Origin of the sequence: Williamsia soli (genome assembly GCF_017377795.1) — a bacterium.
GTDB classification, from domain to species: domain Bacteria; phylum Actinomycetota; class Actinomycetes; order Mycobacteriales; family Mycobacteriaceae; genus Williamsia; species Williamsia soli.
The window spans coordinates 872,756-889,240 of the sequence record NZ_JAFRDR010000001.1; the positions used below are offsets into that span (position 1 = coordinate 872,756).

Genomic DNA, 16,485 nt, shown 5'->3' on the forward strand with positions numbered 1-16,485 from the left:
TACAGCCCCACGGGGCAGGAGTGCTGAGCATGAGCCGTACCAAAAAGGCCGTTACCCCTGGTCGCATTCTCTTTGTCGGGGCAGGCCCCGGCGACCCGGGATTGTTGACCGTCCGCGCCCGCACCGCGATCGAGAACGCCGTCACGGTGTTCATCGATCCCGACGTGCCGTCCGCGGTCGTCGACCAGATCGGTGTCAAACCCGGGCAACAGGCCGAGTCGAGGACCGGTTCCTCGCGGACTGTCAAACCGAGCAAACAAGACCCTAGCGCCGCGGCAGACGGCTCCGAGCATCAGGGTGGGGAACAAGACACCCCCGCCGCCGACGCCCCTGTTTCCGACGAGCCGCTGAGCAATGTGCGTCCGGCACTGGGCGATCCGAACGAGGTGGCCAAGACGCTGGTCGCGACCGCCCGCGAGGGTGAGGACGTGGTCCGGCTCGTCGCAGGCGACCCGTTGACCACCGATTCCGTCCTCGCCGAGGTCAACGCGGTCGCTCGCACGCAGGTGCAGTTCGAGGTCATCCCCGGACTGCCCGCCACGGCCGCTGTGCCGAGTTACGCGGGTATGCCGCTGGGTTCGGGGCACACCGAGGCAGATGTCCGCGGAGAGGTCGACTGGGCGGCTCTGGCCGCCGCGCCCGGACCGCTCGTCCTGCACGCGACGTCGGGGCATCTGGCCGAGACCGCCAGCGCGCTGACCGAGCACGGGCTGGCCGCGCAGACGCCTGCCGCGATCACGGTCAACGGCACCACCTGCCAGCAGCGCACCATCGAGGCGACGCTGGCCACCCTGAACGAGAGCGGCAGCGCCCTGACCGGGCCGCTGATCGTCACCATCGGCAAGGTCGTCACCCAGCGCGGCAAGCTGAGCTGGTGGGAATCACGCGCCCTGTACGGCTGGACGGTGCTGGTGCCGCGTACCAAGGATCAGGCCGGCGACATGTCTGACCGTCTCGTCACGCACGGCGCCATTCCGATGGAGGTTCCGACGATTGCTGTCGAGCCGCCCCGCAGCCCGGCGCAGATGGAACGCGCGGTCAAGGGTCTGGTCGACGGTCGCTACCAGTGGGTGGTGTTCACCTCCACCAACGCCGTCCGCGCGGTCTGGGACAAGTTCGCCGAGTTCGGTTTGGACGCACGGGCTTTCAGTGGCGTCAAGATCGCGTGCGTCGGTGAGGCCACCGCTGAGAAGGTCCGCGGATTCGGGATCAATCCCGAATTGCTGCCCTCGGGGGAGCAGTCCTCACTGGGACTGCTCGAGGATTTCCCGCCATACGACGACGTCTTCGACCCGGTGAACCGGATCCTGTTGCCGCGCGCCGACATCGCCACCGAGACCCTGTCCGAAGGCCTGCGCGGCCGCGGCTGGGAGATCGACGACGTCACCGCGTACCGCACGGTCCGCGCGGCTCCGCCGCCCGCCGAGACCCGCGAGATGATCAAGACCGGTGGTTTCGACGCGGTCTGCTTCACCTCGAGCTCGACCGTCCGCAACCTGGTCGGCATCGCCGGCAAGCCGCATGCGCGCACGATCGTGGCCTGCATCGGACCGAAGACCGCCGAAACCGCAACCGAGTTCGGCCTGCGGGTCGACGTGCGGCCGGAGAACGCGTCGGTGCCGGAACTGGTGGACGCGCTCGCCGAGCACGCCGCTCGGCTGCGCGCCGAAGGCGCACTGCCTCCGCCGCGTAAGAAGGCTCGTCGGTCGCGCTCGTAGGCTGGCGGTATGACCGCACCTCTCAACCGTCCGCCGTTCGACCGTCCCAGGCGACTTCGCAGCACTCCGGCGATGCGTCGGCTGGTTGCCGAGACATCGCTGGAGCCGCGGCATCTGGTGTTGCCGATGTTCGTCGCCGACGGCATCGACGAACCGCGTCCGATCAGCTCGATGCCCGGCGTCGTCCAGCACACGCGGGAGTCGTTGCGGCGTGCGGCGGGTGACGCTGTCACCGCAGGTGTCGGTGGCCTGATGCTGTTCGGTGTCCCGGCCGCCGCCGACAAGGACGCCGTCGGCAGTGCCGGTACCGATCCCGATGGGGTGCTCAACGCAGCTCTCCGGGATCTGCGCTCCGATCTCGGCGACTCCACGGTGATCATGGCCGACACCTGCCTCGACGAGTTCACCGATCACGGACACTGTGGTGTGCTGCGCGACGATGGCGTCGTCGACAACGATGCCACCCTGGAGCGCTACGCCGAGATGGCAGTGGTGCAGGCCCGGTCGGGGGCACACGTCGTCGGCCCCAGCGGGATGATGGACGCCCAGGTCGGGGTGATCCGCGCGGCTCTTGACGCCGCCGGGTTCTCGGACACCGCGATCCTCGCCTACACAGCCAAGTACTCCTCGGCCTTCTACGGCCCGTTCCGTGAGGCCGTCGGTTCGTCGCTGCGGGGTGATCGCAAGACGTATCAGCAGGATCCGGCCAATGCGCGTGAGTCCATGCGGGAGCTGGCCCTGGACCTCGCCGAGGGCGCCGACATGGTGATGGTCAAGCCGGCGATGTCGTATCTCGACGTGCTGAGCAAGGTCGCGGACGCGGCCGATGTACCGGTTGCGGCCTATCAGATCTCGGGTGAGTACGCGATGATCACCGCCGCCGCCGAGCGTGGCTGGATCGATCGCGATGCGGCGATCCTCGAGTCCCTTCTCGGTATCCGCCGCGCCGGAGCTGACATCGTGCTCACATATTGGGCCCACGAGGTCGCAGCTGCGCTACATTGAACGTCACAGATGATTGGTGATCGTTCATTGGTGGGGGCTGATGATGCGAATGGGGTGCTGGGGGAACTGCCGTGTCGGATGGATCGAATCGCGTCGAGCACGTCTTCTCACGCTCGATCAGGCGACGGTGGAGCGCGCAGGGTGACATCGCGACGCGAGATGACCTGTACCGCTTCGTGAAACAGCTGCGCGACGACGGTATTCCGGTGGAGGCGTCGGCGGCGGTCCTGGAGTTCGATGCGGCAGATTTCCGGCGGTGGCTGGCCGGGGATCAGCCGGTCCGGGTCTTCGAGGCAGAGACCGCGGCGCGCGTGGAGCGTTCCCGCCAGCAGCTGAGCGGCTCGGAGACACGGCTGCGCGGAGCCGGACGCCGACCCGTGGAGCCTGTCGAAGACTGTGACAGTTTGATGCGTGCTTTTGAGAGTACGGTCCGCCTCCGCGCCCGGGAACTGGTCGCCGATCCGCCCCTGCATCAGTCCGGTTGGTTCCCCCTGATGCGGCTGCTGGCAGGCGAAGGGGTGCCCGTCGAGGTCAGTGCGACGATTCTCGGGGTCGATGTGGTGGCCTACCGGGACTGGATCTGCGACCACCGGATGCAGATCGACTCGTCGAGGGATCGGTAGTCGGGTCGGACGTCGATGGCCGGCCGAACGCCGGGAGACAACTCAAGGCGTCGGGCCGGAGCCACTAGGCTGGTGCCCATGTCCGTGACCCCGCAGCAGCCAGAGCGGCCGCCGCTCGCCAGTTCTCTCGCGATCGCCACCGAACTGTGGGTCCTGGTGACCATCGCGCAGATCGTGGCCGTGTGCGGTCAGTTCACGATGGCCTCCGATCAGATCGATCAGGTCCGCGATGACATGGCGCGTCAAGGTCAACCGGTCTCCTACGGTCTCGTCGTCACGATGGTGATCGTGATCTCGATCGTGATGATCGGCGGCATCTGCGGGACGTTGACCTGGTTCGCGCGTTCGGGACGGAACTGGGCCCGGCTCGGCCTCGGGTTCCTCAGCTTCTACCTGGTGGTGCAGACCGTCTACGCCTTCTTCGTCGCAGGGGCAGACCACTGGACGATGATCCCGACGGTGATCGGTGGCGTGGGGGCACTGGGCGCGGGGGTGTTGCTCCTGCACCGCGACTCCGATCAGTACTGCAAGGACATGGCTGCGTGGCGGGCAGAGAAGAAACGGCCGACGTCGACGTACCCGCCCGGCGGATATCCCCCAGTCGGCGGATATCCCCCGGTGGGCGGTTATCCCCCGCCGGGGCAGTATCCAGGTCAGAACCCGGGGCAGTATCCGGGTGCCGGACAACACCCGCAGTATCCGCAGTACGGTCAGCCCGGGTATCCGCCGCAGCAGTATCAGCCGCCGGGTCCCCAGAACTCCCAGCAGTCCCAGAATGAGCCCGACACAGGAGAACGCAAGTGAGCGCTACGCCCGTCGATCCGGCGGTCCCGCCGAAGCTGGTCACCAGGGCCTATTGGCTGTGGATGGCCGCAGGCGTGCTGCTGGCCCTCTACGGCGTGGCCATCATCATCGTGAGTCTGGTCGCGAATGGCGCAGGGTTCGTCATATTCGGGGTGTTCTTCGCGGCCATCGGTGCTGGTCTGATCGTGCTCGCGCGAAAGGCCTTCCCCGGTGACCCACGCTGGCGGTCGGCGTTGGCCGTCTTCACCCTGGTGCTGGTCGCGCTCGGAGTGCTGGCATCGCTGCTGGTGGCCCAGGTCGCCGCGGCGCCGCTGCTGTTCAGTCTTTGTGCATTGGTCGGGTCGATGATGGCTTACCGACCCTCGGCGGATCCGTGGTTCGCCGAGAAATGAGCGAGGAGTACCCGGACGACGATGACGTCGTCGCCGACGACGAGAGTGTGGACGAGGGCGAGGTCCTCTACGCAGAGTCGGGTGGCGCGTGGTGGGTGGTCGCTATCGGTCCAGTGCTGTGTCTGATCGTGCTGATCACCGAAATCATCGGCGGCGGCAGGCTGCATTGGCCTGCCCTGCTCGTGTTCGCCCTCGTCATCGGCGGTTTTTCACTGGTGCAGGTCTACGCGGCCAGAACCCACGTGAGCATGATGCTGACCGAGCGGTCGCTGCGGCAGGGCGCGCAGACCATTCTGCTCGACGAGATCGCCGAGATCTTTCCCGAGAACAACAGCCCCGAACCCCAGAAGTGGGAGAGCGCGCCCGCGCTCGGTGAACTGTCGGCGGTACCCCGTCGTCGTAAAGGCGTCGGGATCAAGATGACCAACGGGAAGCTGGCTCAGGCCTGGGCCCGGGACGTGTCCGTGTTCCGGTCAGAACTCGTGCAGGCCCAGCAGGCTGTCGCGCTGGGTCTGGGGCCCAAGCGCAAACCGCGACCCGACGACGACTGACAACAAAAGCACACTGTTCAGCCATTTGCACACGTTGCAACATGTGCTTTTGACTGAACAATGTGCTTTTGCGTTGGTGAGACTACTGCGCTTCCTGGTCCCCAACCATGACCGTCTTCAGCAACTCCTCGGGCACTGCAAAGGCGTCGACGAGGGTGCGGGCATGTGGCCGCAGGTCGCGGCACAGTTCGTTCACGCCGCGGCGGATGGCCTTGGCGCGTTCCACCGAGATGTGCCGGTGCATCAGGAACCAGTCGAGGTCGTCGTCGAGCGCCGAGTAGACGAACAGGTCGCACACCTTGCCCAGCAACTCGGTCCCGGCCTTGCTGTCGCACCGGTCGATCGCGTCGACGAACGCCTCGAGGACCACGCGTTCGGTGTGGGCTGTTCCGACCTTGAGCAGGTGATCTTGGGCGCCGTTGAAGATCTCGAACGGATCGTTGTCGTTCTCGGTGGCGCGCCGCAGCCGGTTGGCGCACGTCCGCAGCAGATGGTCCTCTCGGTTGCGGAAGAGCCGGATCTGCGTGCCGCGGTTCGTGAGTTCGGACTCTTCGGGATCCTCGTCGGAGCCGTCGAGCAGCGTCTGCACGACCTGGCGGGCGGCAGACTTCTCGAGGATGACGTCGCGGGCCATCCCGGCGATGAACCGGGCCCAGCCGACCGTGTTGAGACCGCGGACATCTTGCGCGTACGCCGACAGGAGCTCTTTCGCCACGAGCTGGGTCAGGACGGTGTTGTCGCCTTCGAACGTGGTGAACACATCGATGTCACCGCGCATGATCGAGAGCTGGTTCTCGTCGAGATATCCGGCTCCGCCGCACGCTTCGCGACACACGTTGATCGTGTTGGACGCGTGCCAGGTGGTCATCGCCTTCAATCCGGCTGCGGCGCTCTCGAGTTGACGCTGACGATCTTCGTCGAGGTCCTCCGCGGACTGGAGTTCATGCAGTTCCTCGATGATCTCGTTCTGCGCGAAGGTCAGCGCGTAGGACTTCGCGATGAGGGGCAGCAGTTTTCGCTGGTGACCCAGGTAGTCCATGATGGTGATCTCGTCGTCGGAGTCGGGGGACTCGAACTGCTTGCGCGCCAGCCCGTATCGGGTGGCGATCGTCAGGGCCTTGCGGCCTGCGGCGCCCGCCGTGGCGGCGACACTGACGCGGCCTCGGATGAGGGTGCCGAGCATGGTGAAGAAGCGGCGGTTCTCGTTGTCGATAGGTGAGCTGTAGGTGCCGTCTTCCGCGACATCGGCGTAGCGGTTGAGCAGGTTCTCCCGCGGGATCCGGACGTGATCGAATTCGATACGCCCGTTGTCGACTCCGGCCAGACCACCCTTGTATCCGTCGTCGCTCGTGGTGACGCCGGGCAGGTCGTTGCCCTCGTCGTCACGCAGCGGCACGACGAAACAGTGGACGCCGCGACTCGTGGGCTCCTCTCCGGGGCCTGCGGTGACCAACTGCGCGAACACCGCGGCAACCTTGGCGTGCTGCGCAGCGCCTCCGATGTAGTCCTTGCGGGCGAGATGGGATTCGGAGTGGATGACGAACTCGCCGGTCGCCGCATCGTACGTGCCGGTGGTCTGTAAGGCCTGCACGTTGGAGCCGTGGCCGGTCTCGGTCATCGCGAAACAGCCGAGTAGATCGAGATTGATGAGCCCGGGCACCAGCGTCTCGTGGTGTCGGGCAGTACCGAGATTCTCGACGGCACCGCCGAACAGTCCCCACTGCACGCCCGCCTTGACCATCAGGGACAGATCCGCGTAGCCGAGGAGCTCGATGGCGCTGATCGATGCGCCGATGTCGCCCGTGCCACCGTGCTTTTCCAAGAAGCCGGACCGCGGGAACCCGTGCGAGGTCAGCTCTTTCATGAGCTCCAGCATGCGGGCACGTGCCTCGTCCAGCGTCCGGGACGGATCAGGGAGGTACTCGGCGTGGTTCAGCTGCCCGCGTACCGTCTCACGGGTGGTGCGCCAGCGGCCGTCGAGGGCAATCCGCAGATTGTCGATCAGCAGCTCGAGATCGTCGTCAGGCGTCGCACTCGACAGGGCATCTGGTTCACCGGGAGCGGGCAGATCCGCGGAACTGGCTTCGATGGCAGTCATGATTCGAGAATACCCAGCGCTTCGCGCTGCAACCCCGGATACGTGTAGATACGCGTCACACTCAGTAGGTCGGGTTACGGCAATGGCTGACGCCCATGGTGACAACTCGTCCGGTCACGTCGAGGCGGGTGCACCGATTGTGATCGCGTCGAGGCGTTCGCCGATGAATTCGCCCGAGACGACAGGCGGTCGACCGGCTTCGACGCCGACCGGGGGCTGCAGCGGGACGACCTCCGCGTCGTGGTTGAGCTCATAGAAGAAGATCAAGGAGACGAGGTCTTCATCAGGAGCCTGGGACGGCGGTGGTAGGACCCGATGTCGACCCGCACGCCAGCGGCCGGCAGTCCAGTACTCGAGCAGATCACCGATGTTGATGGTCAGCGCAGCGGGGTCGTACGGCGCGTCGGCCCAGCCCCCCTCGTCGCTGTGGACCTGGAGTCCGCCGGCACCGGGTTCGCGGTCGAGTACCGTGACCGTGCCGAAGTCGGTGTGCGGCCCGATCCGGAACTGGCCGTCCTCGACCGGACCGGTCTGGGTCAATGCCGGATAATGATTGATGTTCGACGTCCACGTCGCATTGTCGGCAAGTCCCAGAAAGGGATTGGCCGAATCGGTCAGTCCGAGGGACGCCGACATCAGCGCAAGGAGGTCGTCGGAGAGCGACTTCATCTGGCGGCAGTATTCGATGAACAGGTCGCGCAGCGCCGGCACCTCCGCCGGCCACACGTCGGGCGGGAACCACAGGGCGTCCACGACGGGGTCGCCGACGGGTGTCTGGGCGCCGCAGTTGTACGTCTCTTTGAGATCGGGTGGGGTCTCGGTTCCCTCGGAATAGCCGTTGGCCTCCATCCCCGGGCCGATCCAGCCGCGGCCGCCGACGGCCACCGCGTACTTGTCCTTCACTTCCGTTGGTAGCGCGAAGAACTCGCGTGCAGCGGCGCGCAGGGCGCGGGGGAGTTCGGGATCGATGCCGTGGCCGGTGACCAGCAGGAACCCGGCCTTCTGCAAGCTCTCGTCGACGGCAGCACAGAGTGCCGTGGCCGCATCGCCACCGGCGCGCCACTGCGAGATGTCCACAGTCAGAACAGGACTGCTCATTCTGCCACCGCCTGGTCGAACTCCGACTCTGCGGCGACACCGATGTCCTCATTCCACAGGCGGGGATTGAGGTCGATGAACGAGGACATCATCGAGATGCAGCGCGGGTCGTTCAGCACGGTCACCGAGACGCCCAGGTCGCTGAGCCAGTTCTCGCCGCCCTGGAAGGTGGTGTTCTCGCCGACGATCACGGAGCCGATGTTGAACTGCCGGATCAGTCCGCTGCAGTACCAGCACGGCGCCAGGGTGGTGACCATGATCGTCGATCGATAGTCGGTCTGGCGGCCGGCGTTGCGGAAAGCGTCTGTTTCACCGTGGACCGACGGATCGTCGTTCTGGACCCGGCGGTTGTGGCCACGGCCGAGGAGCGTGCCGTCCGAGGCGAACAGGGCTGCCCCGATCGGGATACCGCCCTCAGCGAGGCTTTGTTGAGCCTCGGCGTACGCGATCTCGAGGAGCGTGGTCGGTGGCACATCGGTGGATGTCGTCATGCCCACAACGGTGCCCGTCTCGCGGACATGCGGCAACTGACATAGTGTCGCGGGGCAACCGGAATCCGGCGTGCAATTCGTCGGGCAATCGTAGGAGGGCCGTCGCCAGTGGTGCTGACTTTGCGTGACGTGCTGGATCGGCATCTCACGGCGGCCGACCCGCAGGTGCTCAGCGGACACGATGGCCTCGACAACGAGGTCCGTTGGGTGCATTCCAGCGAGATCTTCGAGATCGGCCCGCTTCTCTCTGGTGGGGAGTTGCTGCTGACAACGGGTCTCGGGCTCGCAGGGGTTGATTCCGGGACGCGCCGGCATTACATCCGCGAACTCGCCCAGCGTGGTGTCGCGGGGGTGGCCGTGGAGTTGGGTCGTACCTTCGACCAGGCGCCCGGCGAGATGGTGCGAGAGGCGTCGTCTGCGCGATTCCCGTTCATCGTGCTGCGTAAGGTGGTTCCGTTCATCGACCTGTGCCGGGCGGCGAACACCGATCTGGTGTCGCGGGAGGTCGGCGCCCTGCGCAGACGGAGCGAGCTCGATGCCGCGCTACATGCCGAGATGGCGGCCGGTACCGGGGCACCCGCGATACTCAAATGTATTGCGGCTGCTGTGGGTTGCCCGCTGGTGCTGTTGGGCAGGGGCAATGCGCTGATGGCTGCCGAGGGCCTCGACGACGATCACTCGGCGTGGCAGGCGGTGGATGCACAAGCGGCATCGGTGCCTGTCGGGATGCGCGGTGAAGTGATCGCGACCCTGGTCGCCGGTCCGGGTTCGCCGCTCGATGCCGATGACCTGCTGACGTTGCTCGAGGTCGGGGCGGGCCCGCTCGGTGTCACGCTGTCGTTGACCCGCGAGCTCGCCGGATTGCCACATCGCGCGGCGTCGTCGTTGGTGTCAGATCTGTTGGAGCGCCGTATCGATCGCCGATCAGATCTGGTGATGCGTCTGGGTGCGGCTGGATTTCGACCGGCCCGAACTTCGCAGATCGTTCCGGTGGCCGTCGACGTCCCGACGCCGCGGATGGCCTCTCGGATCACCGCGTCTGTAGTGAAAAACCTTGCTGCGCATTCCATGCACGCGCAGGTCCACGCGACGTCGTACGCATTGATCTCGACGGGCAGGCCCGGTCACGACGATGTGACCGTGATCGCCGATGCGTATCGGGAGTTCGCTGACGAGGCGACGGTTGTCGTCGGCGACCCGGTACAGATCGATGCGCAGGAGTTGTCGACGTCGCTGCTGCGGGTGAGGCATGCGCTGTCGTTGGCGGTGGCGGATCGACGTGTCGCTGCCGGGTCGGCTGACGCGGTGACGTCGACACGCGCGCTGGCCGCGGATCTCGCGATGGAGACGCTCGACGCCGCAGTGCGCGCCGACCTGGTGGCCGCCATCGCTCCGGTCATCACCTGGGATGCCGAACACGGCTCGGAGCTGACCCGCACACTCGAGGTGCATCTGCGGCACGGATGCAGTGCCACCCGATCGGCCGCGACGCTGAACATCGGCCGGCAGAGCCTCTATCAGCGTCTGGAACGGATCCGTGGGCTGATCGGGTTCGACTTCGCCGCTGCTCAGACCTACCCGGGACTGTTGCTGGCCCTGTGCGCACATCGCGCACAGGGCCGCAGCGGAGAATGAGGATCAGATCTGCGAGTACTCCCTGTTCAACTTGTTGCGGGACAACAGGATGTACCCCCCGAACGCGATGAGGAAGCCGATGAAGAAGGCGATGTCGCCGAGCTCGGGGACGGCTTCGGCCACCCACCCCACATAGCGCTCCTGGTTGGCGAACAACGCGACCGAGACGACGAGTGCGATGACGAACGAGAGCAGCCCACCCCAGTTGGTGTACTTGGTGTCGTAGAGCAGATCCGCAACCGGACGTCCGCGCCGGAGTAGTTGGTCGGCCAGGACGATGCCGAGCCACGGACCGATCCAGTAGGCGACGATCAGCAGGAACGTCTCGTAGTTGGCGGCCGCGTCGGCCAGTGCCCACCAGGCCACCAGGAACCCGACGACGCCGAAGACCGCGGTGACCACCGCGCGCTGGATGCCGACCGACATCTTGAAGCCCATGGTCACGAAAGCCATTGCGCCCGAATACAGATTGATGGCGTTGGCAGCGACCGCGCCGATGGCGATCGCGAGCAGGGTCAGGTCGGCGACCCACGACGGCAGGGATCCGGTGAATGCGTCGGTGGGGCTGAGGTCGGCGTCGGCGCCGATGGTGACCGACGCCGCGCCGATCGCCATCAGCGCGGTGGTCGACACGAACAGGCCGGAGGAGGCGAAGAACCCCGTCTGGAACTTCGACACGTTCACAGGCAGGTACCGGGTGTAGTCCGCAGCATAGGGCGTCCACGCGGCGGTGTAGCCGAATGCTGCACCGAGGGTGAGCAAAAAGCCGCCCAGACCGGCTCCGCCGTCGGCTGCGGCCATCCCGAGGTCGGCATCACGGAAGATGAACACGCCGGCCAGCACGAACACCACAGCCAGCACGGGTGCGGCGAGCCGTTCGAAGCCCTGGACCAGGTTGTGGCCACAGAACGCGAAGGCGGTCTGCGCGAGCACGATGATGATCAGCGCGAGTACCGACGGCAGTCCGAACAGGGTGTTGAGCGCCAGTGCGCCGCTGACGCTGTTGGTGGCGAACCAGCCGACACCACACATCACCGTCATGAAGGCGGCCGGAAGGATGTTGCCGCGGTACCCGAAACCGAGGCGGCCCAGCACCATCTGCGGCACCCCGTGCAGCGGTCCGCGAGCGGACAGCACGTAGTGTGCGAGCGCTCCGAGCAGATTGCCGATCGCCATCGCGGCGATGGCCTGCCAGAAGCTCAGGCCGAAATACAGGACCGCGATGATCCCTAGGAAGATCGTCGCGAACTCGAGGTTGGGGGCGGTCCAGGTCCAGAACAGCCCGCGGGGTTTGCCGTGCCGGGCTTCGGGTGGGATGAACTCGTTACCGCCCGGCTCCACTGCGAGGACTTTGTCGCCGTAATTGCCCAGTGCTGCCTCCGGGGCGTCCGGCGATGCGGTGCCGTCCGGGGTCGTGCGGGGAGTCGTCGATGTCATGGCGCAACGGTCCCTTGTCGCAGGCGCCCGGGGCAACTGACAGATCGTCTGCTGCGAGAGACCTCCGACGCGTCGTTCTGTCCGAAAGTGGTGGGTTCTGGCGACGGCGACCTGGGCGTTTGGTCGCCAGCACCCACCATCATCGGGCGGTGGGTTGGTTCTGGGTGATGCAGTGGATGCCGCCCCCGCGTTCGAACAGGGGGCGCGCGTCCACGGCCGTCACGGTGCGGCCGGGGTAGACCTCGGCGAGGATTGCCGCGGCCCGCGCATCGTTGGGGTCGTCGTAGCTGCAGGCGATGACACCGTCGTTGACCACGAGGTGGTTGATGTAGCTGTAGTCGACGGGACCTTCGTCGTCGGTCAGCACGGTGGGTGCGGGGACCCCGATGATCTCCCAGTCCGGTTCGGCGTCGGCGAGGAGCGCCTTGATCCGGGCGCTGACCGCGAAGTCGGGGTGATCAGGATTCTGCTGATCGTGCACCAGCACCACCCCCGGGGACGCCATCGCGGCGACGATGTCGACGTGCCCGCGAGTACCGAACTTCTCGTTGTCGCGAGTCAGGCCGTGCGGCAGCCAGATTGCCCGCTCGGCGCCGATGGTGCGCGCCAACTCGGCTTCGACCTGGGCCTTGGTCCAGTCTGAGTTTCGTCCTTCGCCGAGTTGCACCGACTCGGTGACCAGTACGGCGCCTGCGCCGTCGACCTGGATGCCGCCGCCCTCGTTGATCATCGGCGACTCGATCAGTTCGGCTCCGGACAGCTCGGCGATCAGCTTCCCGATGTGCTGGTCCTTGTCCCATCGCGCCCACGATGCGGCACCCCAGCCGTTGAAGATCCAGTCGACGGCGCCGAGGCGGCCGTCCTCGCCGAGCACGAAGGTCGGCCCGATGTCACGGGCCCAGGCATCGTTCAATGGCGCTTCGACGATCTCGATGTCGGCCGAAAGATACTGGCGTGCGGTCGAGATCTCTTCGGGGTCGACGATCATGGTGACCGGTTCGAAGTCGAGCACGGCGTGTGCGACGGCTGCCCACGTCGCTCGTGCCTCGTCGCGCGCGGCGGCGGTGTCGCCGAGGGAATACCCCTCTACGGGGTAGGCCATCCAGATCTTGTCCTGCGGTGCGCCCTCGGCGGGCATCGTCCAGTTGCTCATGTCAGGGCGATGTATTTCGTGGTGAGATATTCGTAGATGCCTTCGGAGCCGCCTTCGCGGCCGATGCCCGATTGCTTGACGCCACCGAACGGCGCCGCGACATCGGAGATGACACCGCGGTTGATACCCACCATCCCGGATTCGATCTTGTCGGCGACTCGCAGTGCCCGATCGAGGTCCTGAGTGTAAAGGTAAGCGGCCAAACCGTATTCGGTCGCGTTCGCGGCAGCGATTGCCTCGTCCTCGGAGGCGAAGGTGCTGATCACAGCGACGGGGCCGAAGATCTCATTGCAGACGATCTCGGCGTCGGACGGAACCTGATCGAGAACGGTGGCGGGGTAGAAGCAGCCCGCGTCGTCGGCGGGGTCGGCGCCGAGGCGAACACGCGCGCCGTCGGCAACCGCCTTCGACACCGCCTTCGCGATCGACGTCTGTTGCTTGACGCTGACCATGGGCCCGAGCGTGGTGTCGGAGTCGTACCCGCGGCCGAGCACCATGGCCTTCATCTTCTCGGTGAGCGCGGCGGTGAACTCCTCGGCGACACCTTCTTGCACCAGAAAGCGATTGGCCGCAGTGCACGCTTCCCCACCGTTCCGGGTCTTCGCCGCGAAGGCACCTTCGACGGCCTTGTCGACGTCTGCGTCGTCGAACACCAGGAACGGGGCATTGCCGCCGAGTTCCATCGACGTGCGCTGGACGTTTTCGGCCGCCTGACCGATCAGCGTGCGGCCGACGGGTGTCGACCCGGTGAAGCTGATCTTGCGGACGCGTGGGTCAGCGATCAGCGGGGTGCTGACCTCGGAGGATTTGCTGGTCGGCAGCACCGAGAGCACGCCTGCCGGCAATCCGGCCTCGCCGAACAGCTTTGCCAGGTAGAGCATGGTCAGCGGCGTCTCGTGCGCGGGTTTGACGATGATCGTGCAACCTGCCGCCAGCGCGGGGCCGATCTTGCGGGTTCCCATGGCCAGCGGGAAGTTCCACGGCGTGATGGCGAAGGCCACCCCGACCGGGGCATGCGTGACCATGATGCGGCCGGTACCACCCGGTGACTTCGTGAAGCGGCCCGCAACCCGTACCGCCTCTTCGGCGAACCAGCGCAAGAACTCACCGCCGTAGTTGATCTCCGCGACCGAGTCGGGCAGGGCCTTGCCCATCTCGAGCGTCATGATCATCGCCATGTCGTCGGCGTGCTCGCGGATGAGCTCGAAGGTGCCCCGCAAGATCTCCGATCGGGCCCTTGGTGCGGTGTCTGCCCATTCGTCAGCCACGGCGAGAGCGCTCTCGAGTGCGGTGTTCGCGTCGTCCGGCGTTGCGTCGGCGATGTGCAGCAGCGACGTGCCGGTCGCCGGATCGTCCACCGAGAAGGTCTCTGTGGAAGACGCCGCCACGGAGTCCCCGTTGATCCACAGCCCGGTGGGCACCGTCGCCAGCAGGTCACGATACTGCGCGATCGGGTCAGTGGAGGTGTCAGTCATGGCAGTGTCCTTTCGGATCAGGAGTGTCGTGCCCGGTTGAACCGGAATCATCGTGCCCGGTTGAACCGGAATCGTCGTAATGGCAGTGAGAACTCGGGCTCGGTGCCACGTCGAGGGAGGGGTTGCGGTCGAAGAATCCGAAAGGCTTGAGCCAGAACGACACGGTGTCGGCAGGCATGATGGGCCAGTCCTCGGGGCGGGTGATGTGGTGGACGCCAAAGGTGTACCAGACGACGACATCGGTGTTGTCGATGCTGCGGTTGGCTTTCGTCCACTCGCCGAGCCCCGTGTCGACCGATGACTGGTTGACGAACTCACCTGCCGGCCAGCGTTCGTCGGGACTGTTCGGCGTGACCCAGACGGTGTGCCCGATCACCTGTGCGCGCTGGAAGATCGGCGAGGCAGGGTCGAACATGGACGGGATGGCATCACCGGGAACGAGTTTGTAGGACGGGTTGGTACCCAGACCATTGGTGGTGTTGGTGTTGACCACCTTCCAGGCCCGCTGGGTGGCCCAGTTCATGTCCTGCTTGCCTTCTTCTTCGGTGCGCAGAGGAGTGTTGCGCTGCACGAGGGACAGACCGTAAGGGTTGTTCGGTCCCATGGGCTCGATCTCGGTCTCGCTGGCGTACACGGTGTTCTGGGTGCCGTCGACGTCGAGATCGAGGCGGGCGACCAGGAAGTGTTGGTGGTAGGGGGCATACGTGCGTTCGTCGACCAGCGTTCCGTGAGGGTGGGTGCCGCCCGGCGCAAACGGGGTGGTCACCATGATGCCGGTGGCCCGGACCTCGCATTCGATGTTGCCGTCCTGGTAGAAGCGCCAGTAGACGAGGTATTCGTAGTTCGCGACGGTGACGTGGAACGAGACCGTGAGGCGGCGCATCCGGCGCACCTCGGCGCCGGCGTCGTGGTCGACATGCTTCCACAGGACCGCGTTGTCCTCCTCGTGGATGCAGATGGCGTTGGTGATCGTGTAGGGCTCGCCCTTGCTGTTGTGGAGCACGGCATCGAGGTAGCGGATCTCGCCGAGGCAATCGCAGCCGAGTTCCAGCGAGGTGGTCATGAAACCCAGACCCCACTCGCCGATGTCGAATGCAGTTCTGCGGTAGTGGTCTTCGCAGTGATCGCGGTAGGGGACCATCATCTCTGCGAACGACAATTTGTGCGCGACCGAACGCTCGCGACCGTCGTCGTTGTAGCTGATGGTGTGCAGGGTCATGCCCTCGCGGTGATTGAAACCAACCCGCAGTGACCAATTCTGCCAGGTCAGTTTGTTGCCTTCGAGGGTGAATGACGGTCCCTCAGGCTGGGTGATCTCCAACGGTTTCAGCGGTTCCCGGCGGGAGGCGTTGCGGATCCGTTCAGGGATGCGGGCCGGTACGTATTCGCCCATCACCTCCGGGGGTTCGACGCCACCGGTGTCCTCGATCTCGAGCAGTTCCATCGTGTTCAGGTCGATCACACAGTGCAGTCCGCTGACCGGATGCGCATAGGGATTGGCGCCCGCCTCGCCCTTGACCCAGGTGTCCGACCAGCCGATGCGCCGGTCGCGGTACTTCTCCGGTGCCACCGCATCGCCGTAGGTCCAGGTGTCCATGAACACCAGTTCGAGGTCGGTTATGCCGCGTTTGGCCAGGGCCGCAATCACATCGGGGTGCCCACGCAGCACCTCATCGCATTCCTCGAACTCGTCGACCGTGAAGTTCGCCTGCACGCCGGGGATGTGATCGAAGGACTCGACGGTGTCCTCCGACAGCGACACCACCGCCTTGTAGGTGGCGTTACGACTGGAGTCGAGGCAGGTGACGACGCCGCGGCGAGGTGGCTCGACGCCACCTGCGGCGTAGTCGGCCAGTTCGGCCTTGCTCGGCTCGAGCAGCTCGATGGAGTTGAATCGCCACCCCTCGCCGACCCCGTGATCACGCAGCATCAGCGCTGCGGTGGCCCGGAACTCGTCGGCGGAGAAGGGATCGAGGGGATGGAACGTCGATGCAGTGGTCACGCG

General features: G+C 65.9%; 14 protein-coding genes. 7 read left to right on the forward strand and 7 right to left on the reverse strand.

The features are described from left to right. Positions 1–29: 29 nt before the first annotated feature. From J3S28_RS03915 to mce1N, 6 genes are all read left to right on the forward strand, one after another. Positions 30–1,718, forward strand: coding sequence for a bifunctional uroporphyrinogen-III C-methyltransferase/uroporphyrinogen-III synthase (locus J3S28_RS03915; protein ID WP_207837728.1), 1,689 nt, complete (start codon positions 30–32; stop codon positions 1,716–1,718). 9 nt (positions 1,719–1,727) lie between these two features. Further along, complete coding sequence (gene hemB, locus J3S28_RS03920) at positions 1,728–2,723, forward strand: porphobilinogen synthase (RefSeq protein WP_207837730.1); 996 nt, start codon at positions 1,728–1,730, stop codon at positions 2,721–2,723. Between the two features lie 71 nt (positions 2,724–2,794). Continuing rightward, positions 2,795–3,346: a hypothetical protein gene (locus tag J3S28_RS03925; RefSeq protein WP_207837733.1), complete on the forward strand. Its 552-nt coding sequence runs from the start codon at positions 2,795–2,797 to the stop codon at positions 3,344–3,346. Positions 3,347–3,424: 78 nt separating this feature from the next. Then, positions 3,425–4,150 (forward strand): hypothetical protein, encoded by a 726-nt coding sequence (locus J3S28_RS03930; RefSeq protein ID WP_207837736.1) that lies wholly within the window; start codon positions 3,425–3,427, stop codon positions 4,148–4,150. Next, a complete protein-coding gene (locus tag J3S28_RS03935) occupies positions 4,147–4,542 on the forward strand; it encodes a hypothetical protein (RefSeq protein WP_207837739.1) in 396 nt (131 codons plus the stop codon). Before J3S28_RS03930 ends, J3S28_RS03935 begins: the two co-directional genes overlap by 4 nt. Next, positions 4,539–5,093 (forward strand): transport-regulating membrane protein Mce1N, encoded by a 555-nt coding sequence (gene mce1N, locus J3S28_RS03940; protein ID WP_207837742.1) that lies wholly within the window; start codon positions 4,539–4,541, stop codon positions 5,091–5,093. The genes J3S28_RS03935 and mce1N overlap by 4 nt, the downstream gene beginning before the upstream one ends. Before the next feature lie 82 nt (positions 5,094–5,175). Here the strand turns inward: mce1N and J3S28_RS03945 are convergent, their stop codons facing one another. The 3 genes from J3S28_RS03945 to J3S28_RS03955 form a co-directional block, all read right to left on the reverse strand. Continuing rightward, positions 5,176–7,191 carry an acyl-CoA dehydrogenase family protein gene (locus J3S28_RS03945; protein WP_207837745.1) on the reverse strand — a complete coding sequence of 672 codons (2,016 nt, stop codon included), beginning with the start codon at positions 7,189–7,191 and terminating at the stop codon, positions 5,176–5,178. Between the two features lie 114 nt (positions 7,192–7,305). Continuing rightward, positions 7,306–8,289 (reverse strand): isopenicillin N synthase family dioxygenase, encoded by a 984-nt coding sequence (locus J3S28_RS03950; RefSeq protein ID WP_207837747.1) that lies wholly within the window; start codon positions 8,287–8,289, stop codon positions 7,306–7,308. Beyond that, complete coding sequence (locus J3S28_RS03955; protein ID WP_207837750.1) at positions 8,286–8,780, reverse strand: nucleoside deaminase; 495 nt, start codon at positions 8,778–8,780, stop codon at positions 8,286–8,288. Before J3S28_RS03955 ends, J3S28_RS03950 begins: the two co-directional genes overlap by 4 nt. A 108-nt stretch (positions 8,781–8,888) precedes the next feature. On the opposite strand from J3S28_RS03955, the gene J3S28_RS03960 reads away from it, so the two are divergent. Beyond that, positions 8,889–10,415 (forward strand): PucR family transcriptional regulator, encoded by a 1,527-nt coding sequence (locus tag J3S28_RS03960; RefSeq protein WP_207837752.1) that lies wholly within the window; start codon positions 8,889–8,891, stop codon positions 10,413–10,415. 3 nt (positions 10,416–10,418) lie between these two features. On the opposite strand, the gene J3S28_RS03965 is transcribed toward J3S28_RS03960, so the two are convergent. The 4 genes from J3S28_RS03965 to J3S28_RS03980 all read right to left on the reverse strand — a co-directional run bounded on the left by J3S28_RS03965 (position 10,419) and on the right by J3S28_RS03980 (position 16,482). Then, complete coding sequence (locus J3S28_RS03965) at positions 10,419–11,852, reverse strand: purine-cytosine permease family protein (protein WP_207837754.1); 1,434 nt, start codon at positions 11,850–11,852, stop codon at positions 10,419–10,421. A gap of 139 nt (positions 11,853–11,991) precedes the next feature. After that, positions 11,992–13,005 carry an agmatine deiminase family protein gene (locus J3S28_RS03970; RefSeq protein ID WP_207837756.1) on the reverse strand — a complete coding sequence of 338 codons (1,014 nt, stop codon included), beginning with the start codon at positions 13,003–13,005 and terminating at the stop codon, positions 11,992–11,994. Continuing rightward, positions 13,002–14,480 carry an NAD-dependent succinate-semialdehyde dehydrogenase gene (locus J3S28_RS03975; RefSeq protein ID WP_207837758.1) on the reverse strand — a complete coding sequence of 493 codons (1,479 nt, stop codon included), beginning with the start codon at positions 14,478–14,480 and terminating at the stop codon, positions 13,002–13,004. The genes J3S28_RS03970 and J3S28_RS03975 overlap by 4 nt, the downstream gene beginning before the upstream one ends. After that, positions 14,473–16,482: a primary-amine oxidase gene (locus tag J3S28_RS03980; protein WP_207837760.1), complete on the reverse strand. Its 2,010-nt coding sequence runs from the start codon at positions 16,480–16,482 to the stop codon at positions 14,473–14,475. Before J3S28_RS03980 ends, J3S28_RS03975 begins: the two co-directional genes overlap by 8 nt. Positions 16,483–16,485 lie beyond the last annotated feature (3 nt).

What these genes read in the sequence shown, in the direction of transcription:
- J3S28_RS03915 (WP_207837728.1), top strand. Translation starts at nt 30, where the DNA reads ATGAGCCGTACCAAAAAGGCCGTTACCCCTGGTCGCATTCTCTTTGTC.
- hemB (WP_207837730.1), top strand. Translation starts at nt 1,728, where the DNA reads ATGACCGCACCTCTCAACCGTCCGCCGTTCGACCGTCCCAGGCGACTT.
- J3S28_RS03930 (WP_207837736.1), top strand. Translation starts at nt 3,425, where the DNA reads ATGTCCGTGACCCCGCAGCAGCCAGAGCGGCCGCCGCTCGCCAGTTCT.
- mce1N (WP_207837742.1), top strand. Translation starts at nt 4,539, where the DNA reads ATGAGCGAGGAGTACCCGGACGACGATGACGTCGTCGCCGACGACGAG.
- J3S28_RS03945 (WP_207837745.1), bottom strand. Translation starts at nt 7,191, where the DNA reads ATGACTGCCATCGAAGCCAGTTCCGCGGATCTGCCCGCTCCCGGTGAA.
- J3S28_RS03950 (WP_207837747.1), bottom strand. Translation starts at nt 8,289, where the DNA reads ATGAGCAGTCCTGTTCTGACTGTGGACATCTCGCAGTGGCGCGCCGGT.
- J3S28_RS03955 (WP_207837750.1), bottom strand. Translation starts at nt 8,780, where the DNA reads ATGACGACATCCACCGATGTGCCACCGACCACGCTCCTCGAGATCGCG.
- J3S28_RS03965 (WP_207837754.1), bottom strand. Translation starts at nt 11,852, where the DNA reads ATGACATCGACGACTCCCCGCACGACCCCGGACGGCACCGCATCGCCG.
- J3S28_RS03970 (WP_207837756.1), bottom strand. Translation starts at nt 13,005, where the DNA reads ATGAGCAACTGGACGATGCCCGCCGAGGGCGCACCGCAGGACAAGATC.
- J3S28_RS03975 (WP_207837758.1), bottom strand. Translation starts at nt 14,480, where the DNA reads ATGACTGACACCTCCACTGACCCGATCGCGCAGTATCGTGACCTGCTG.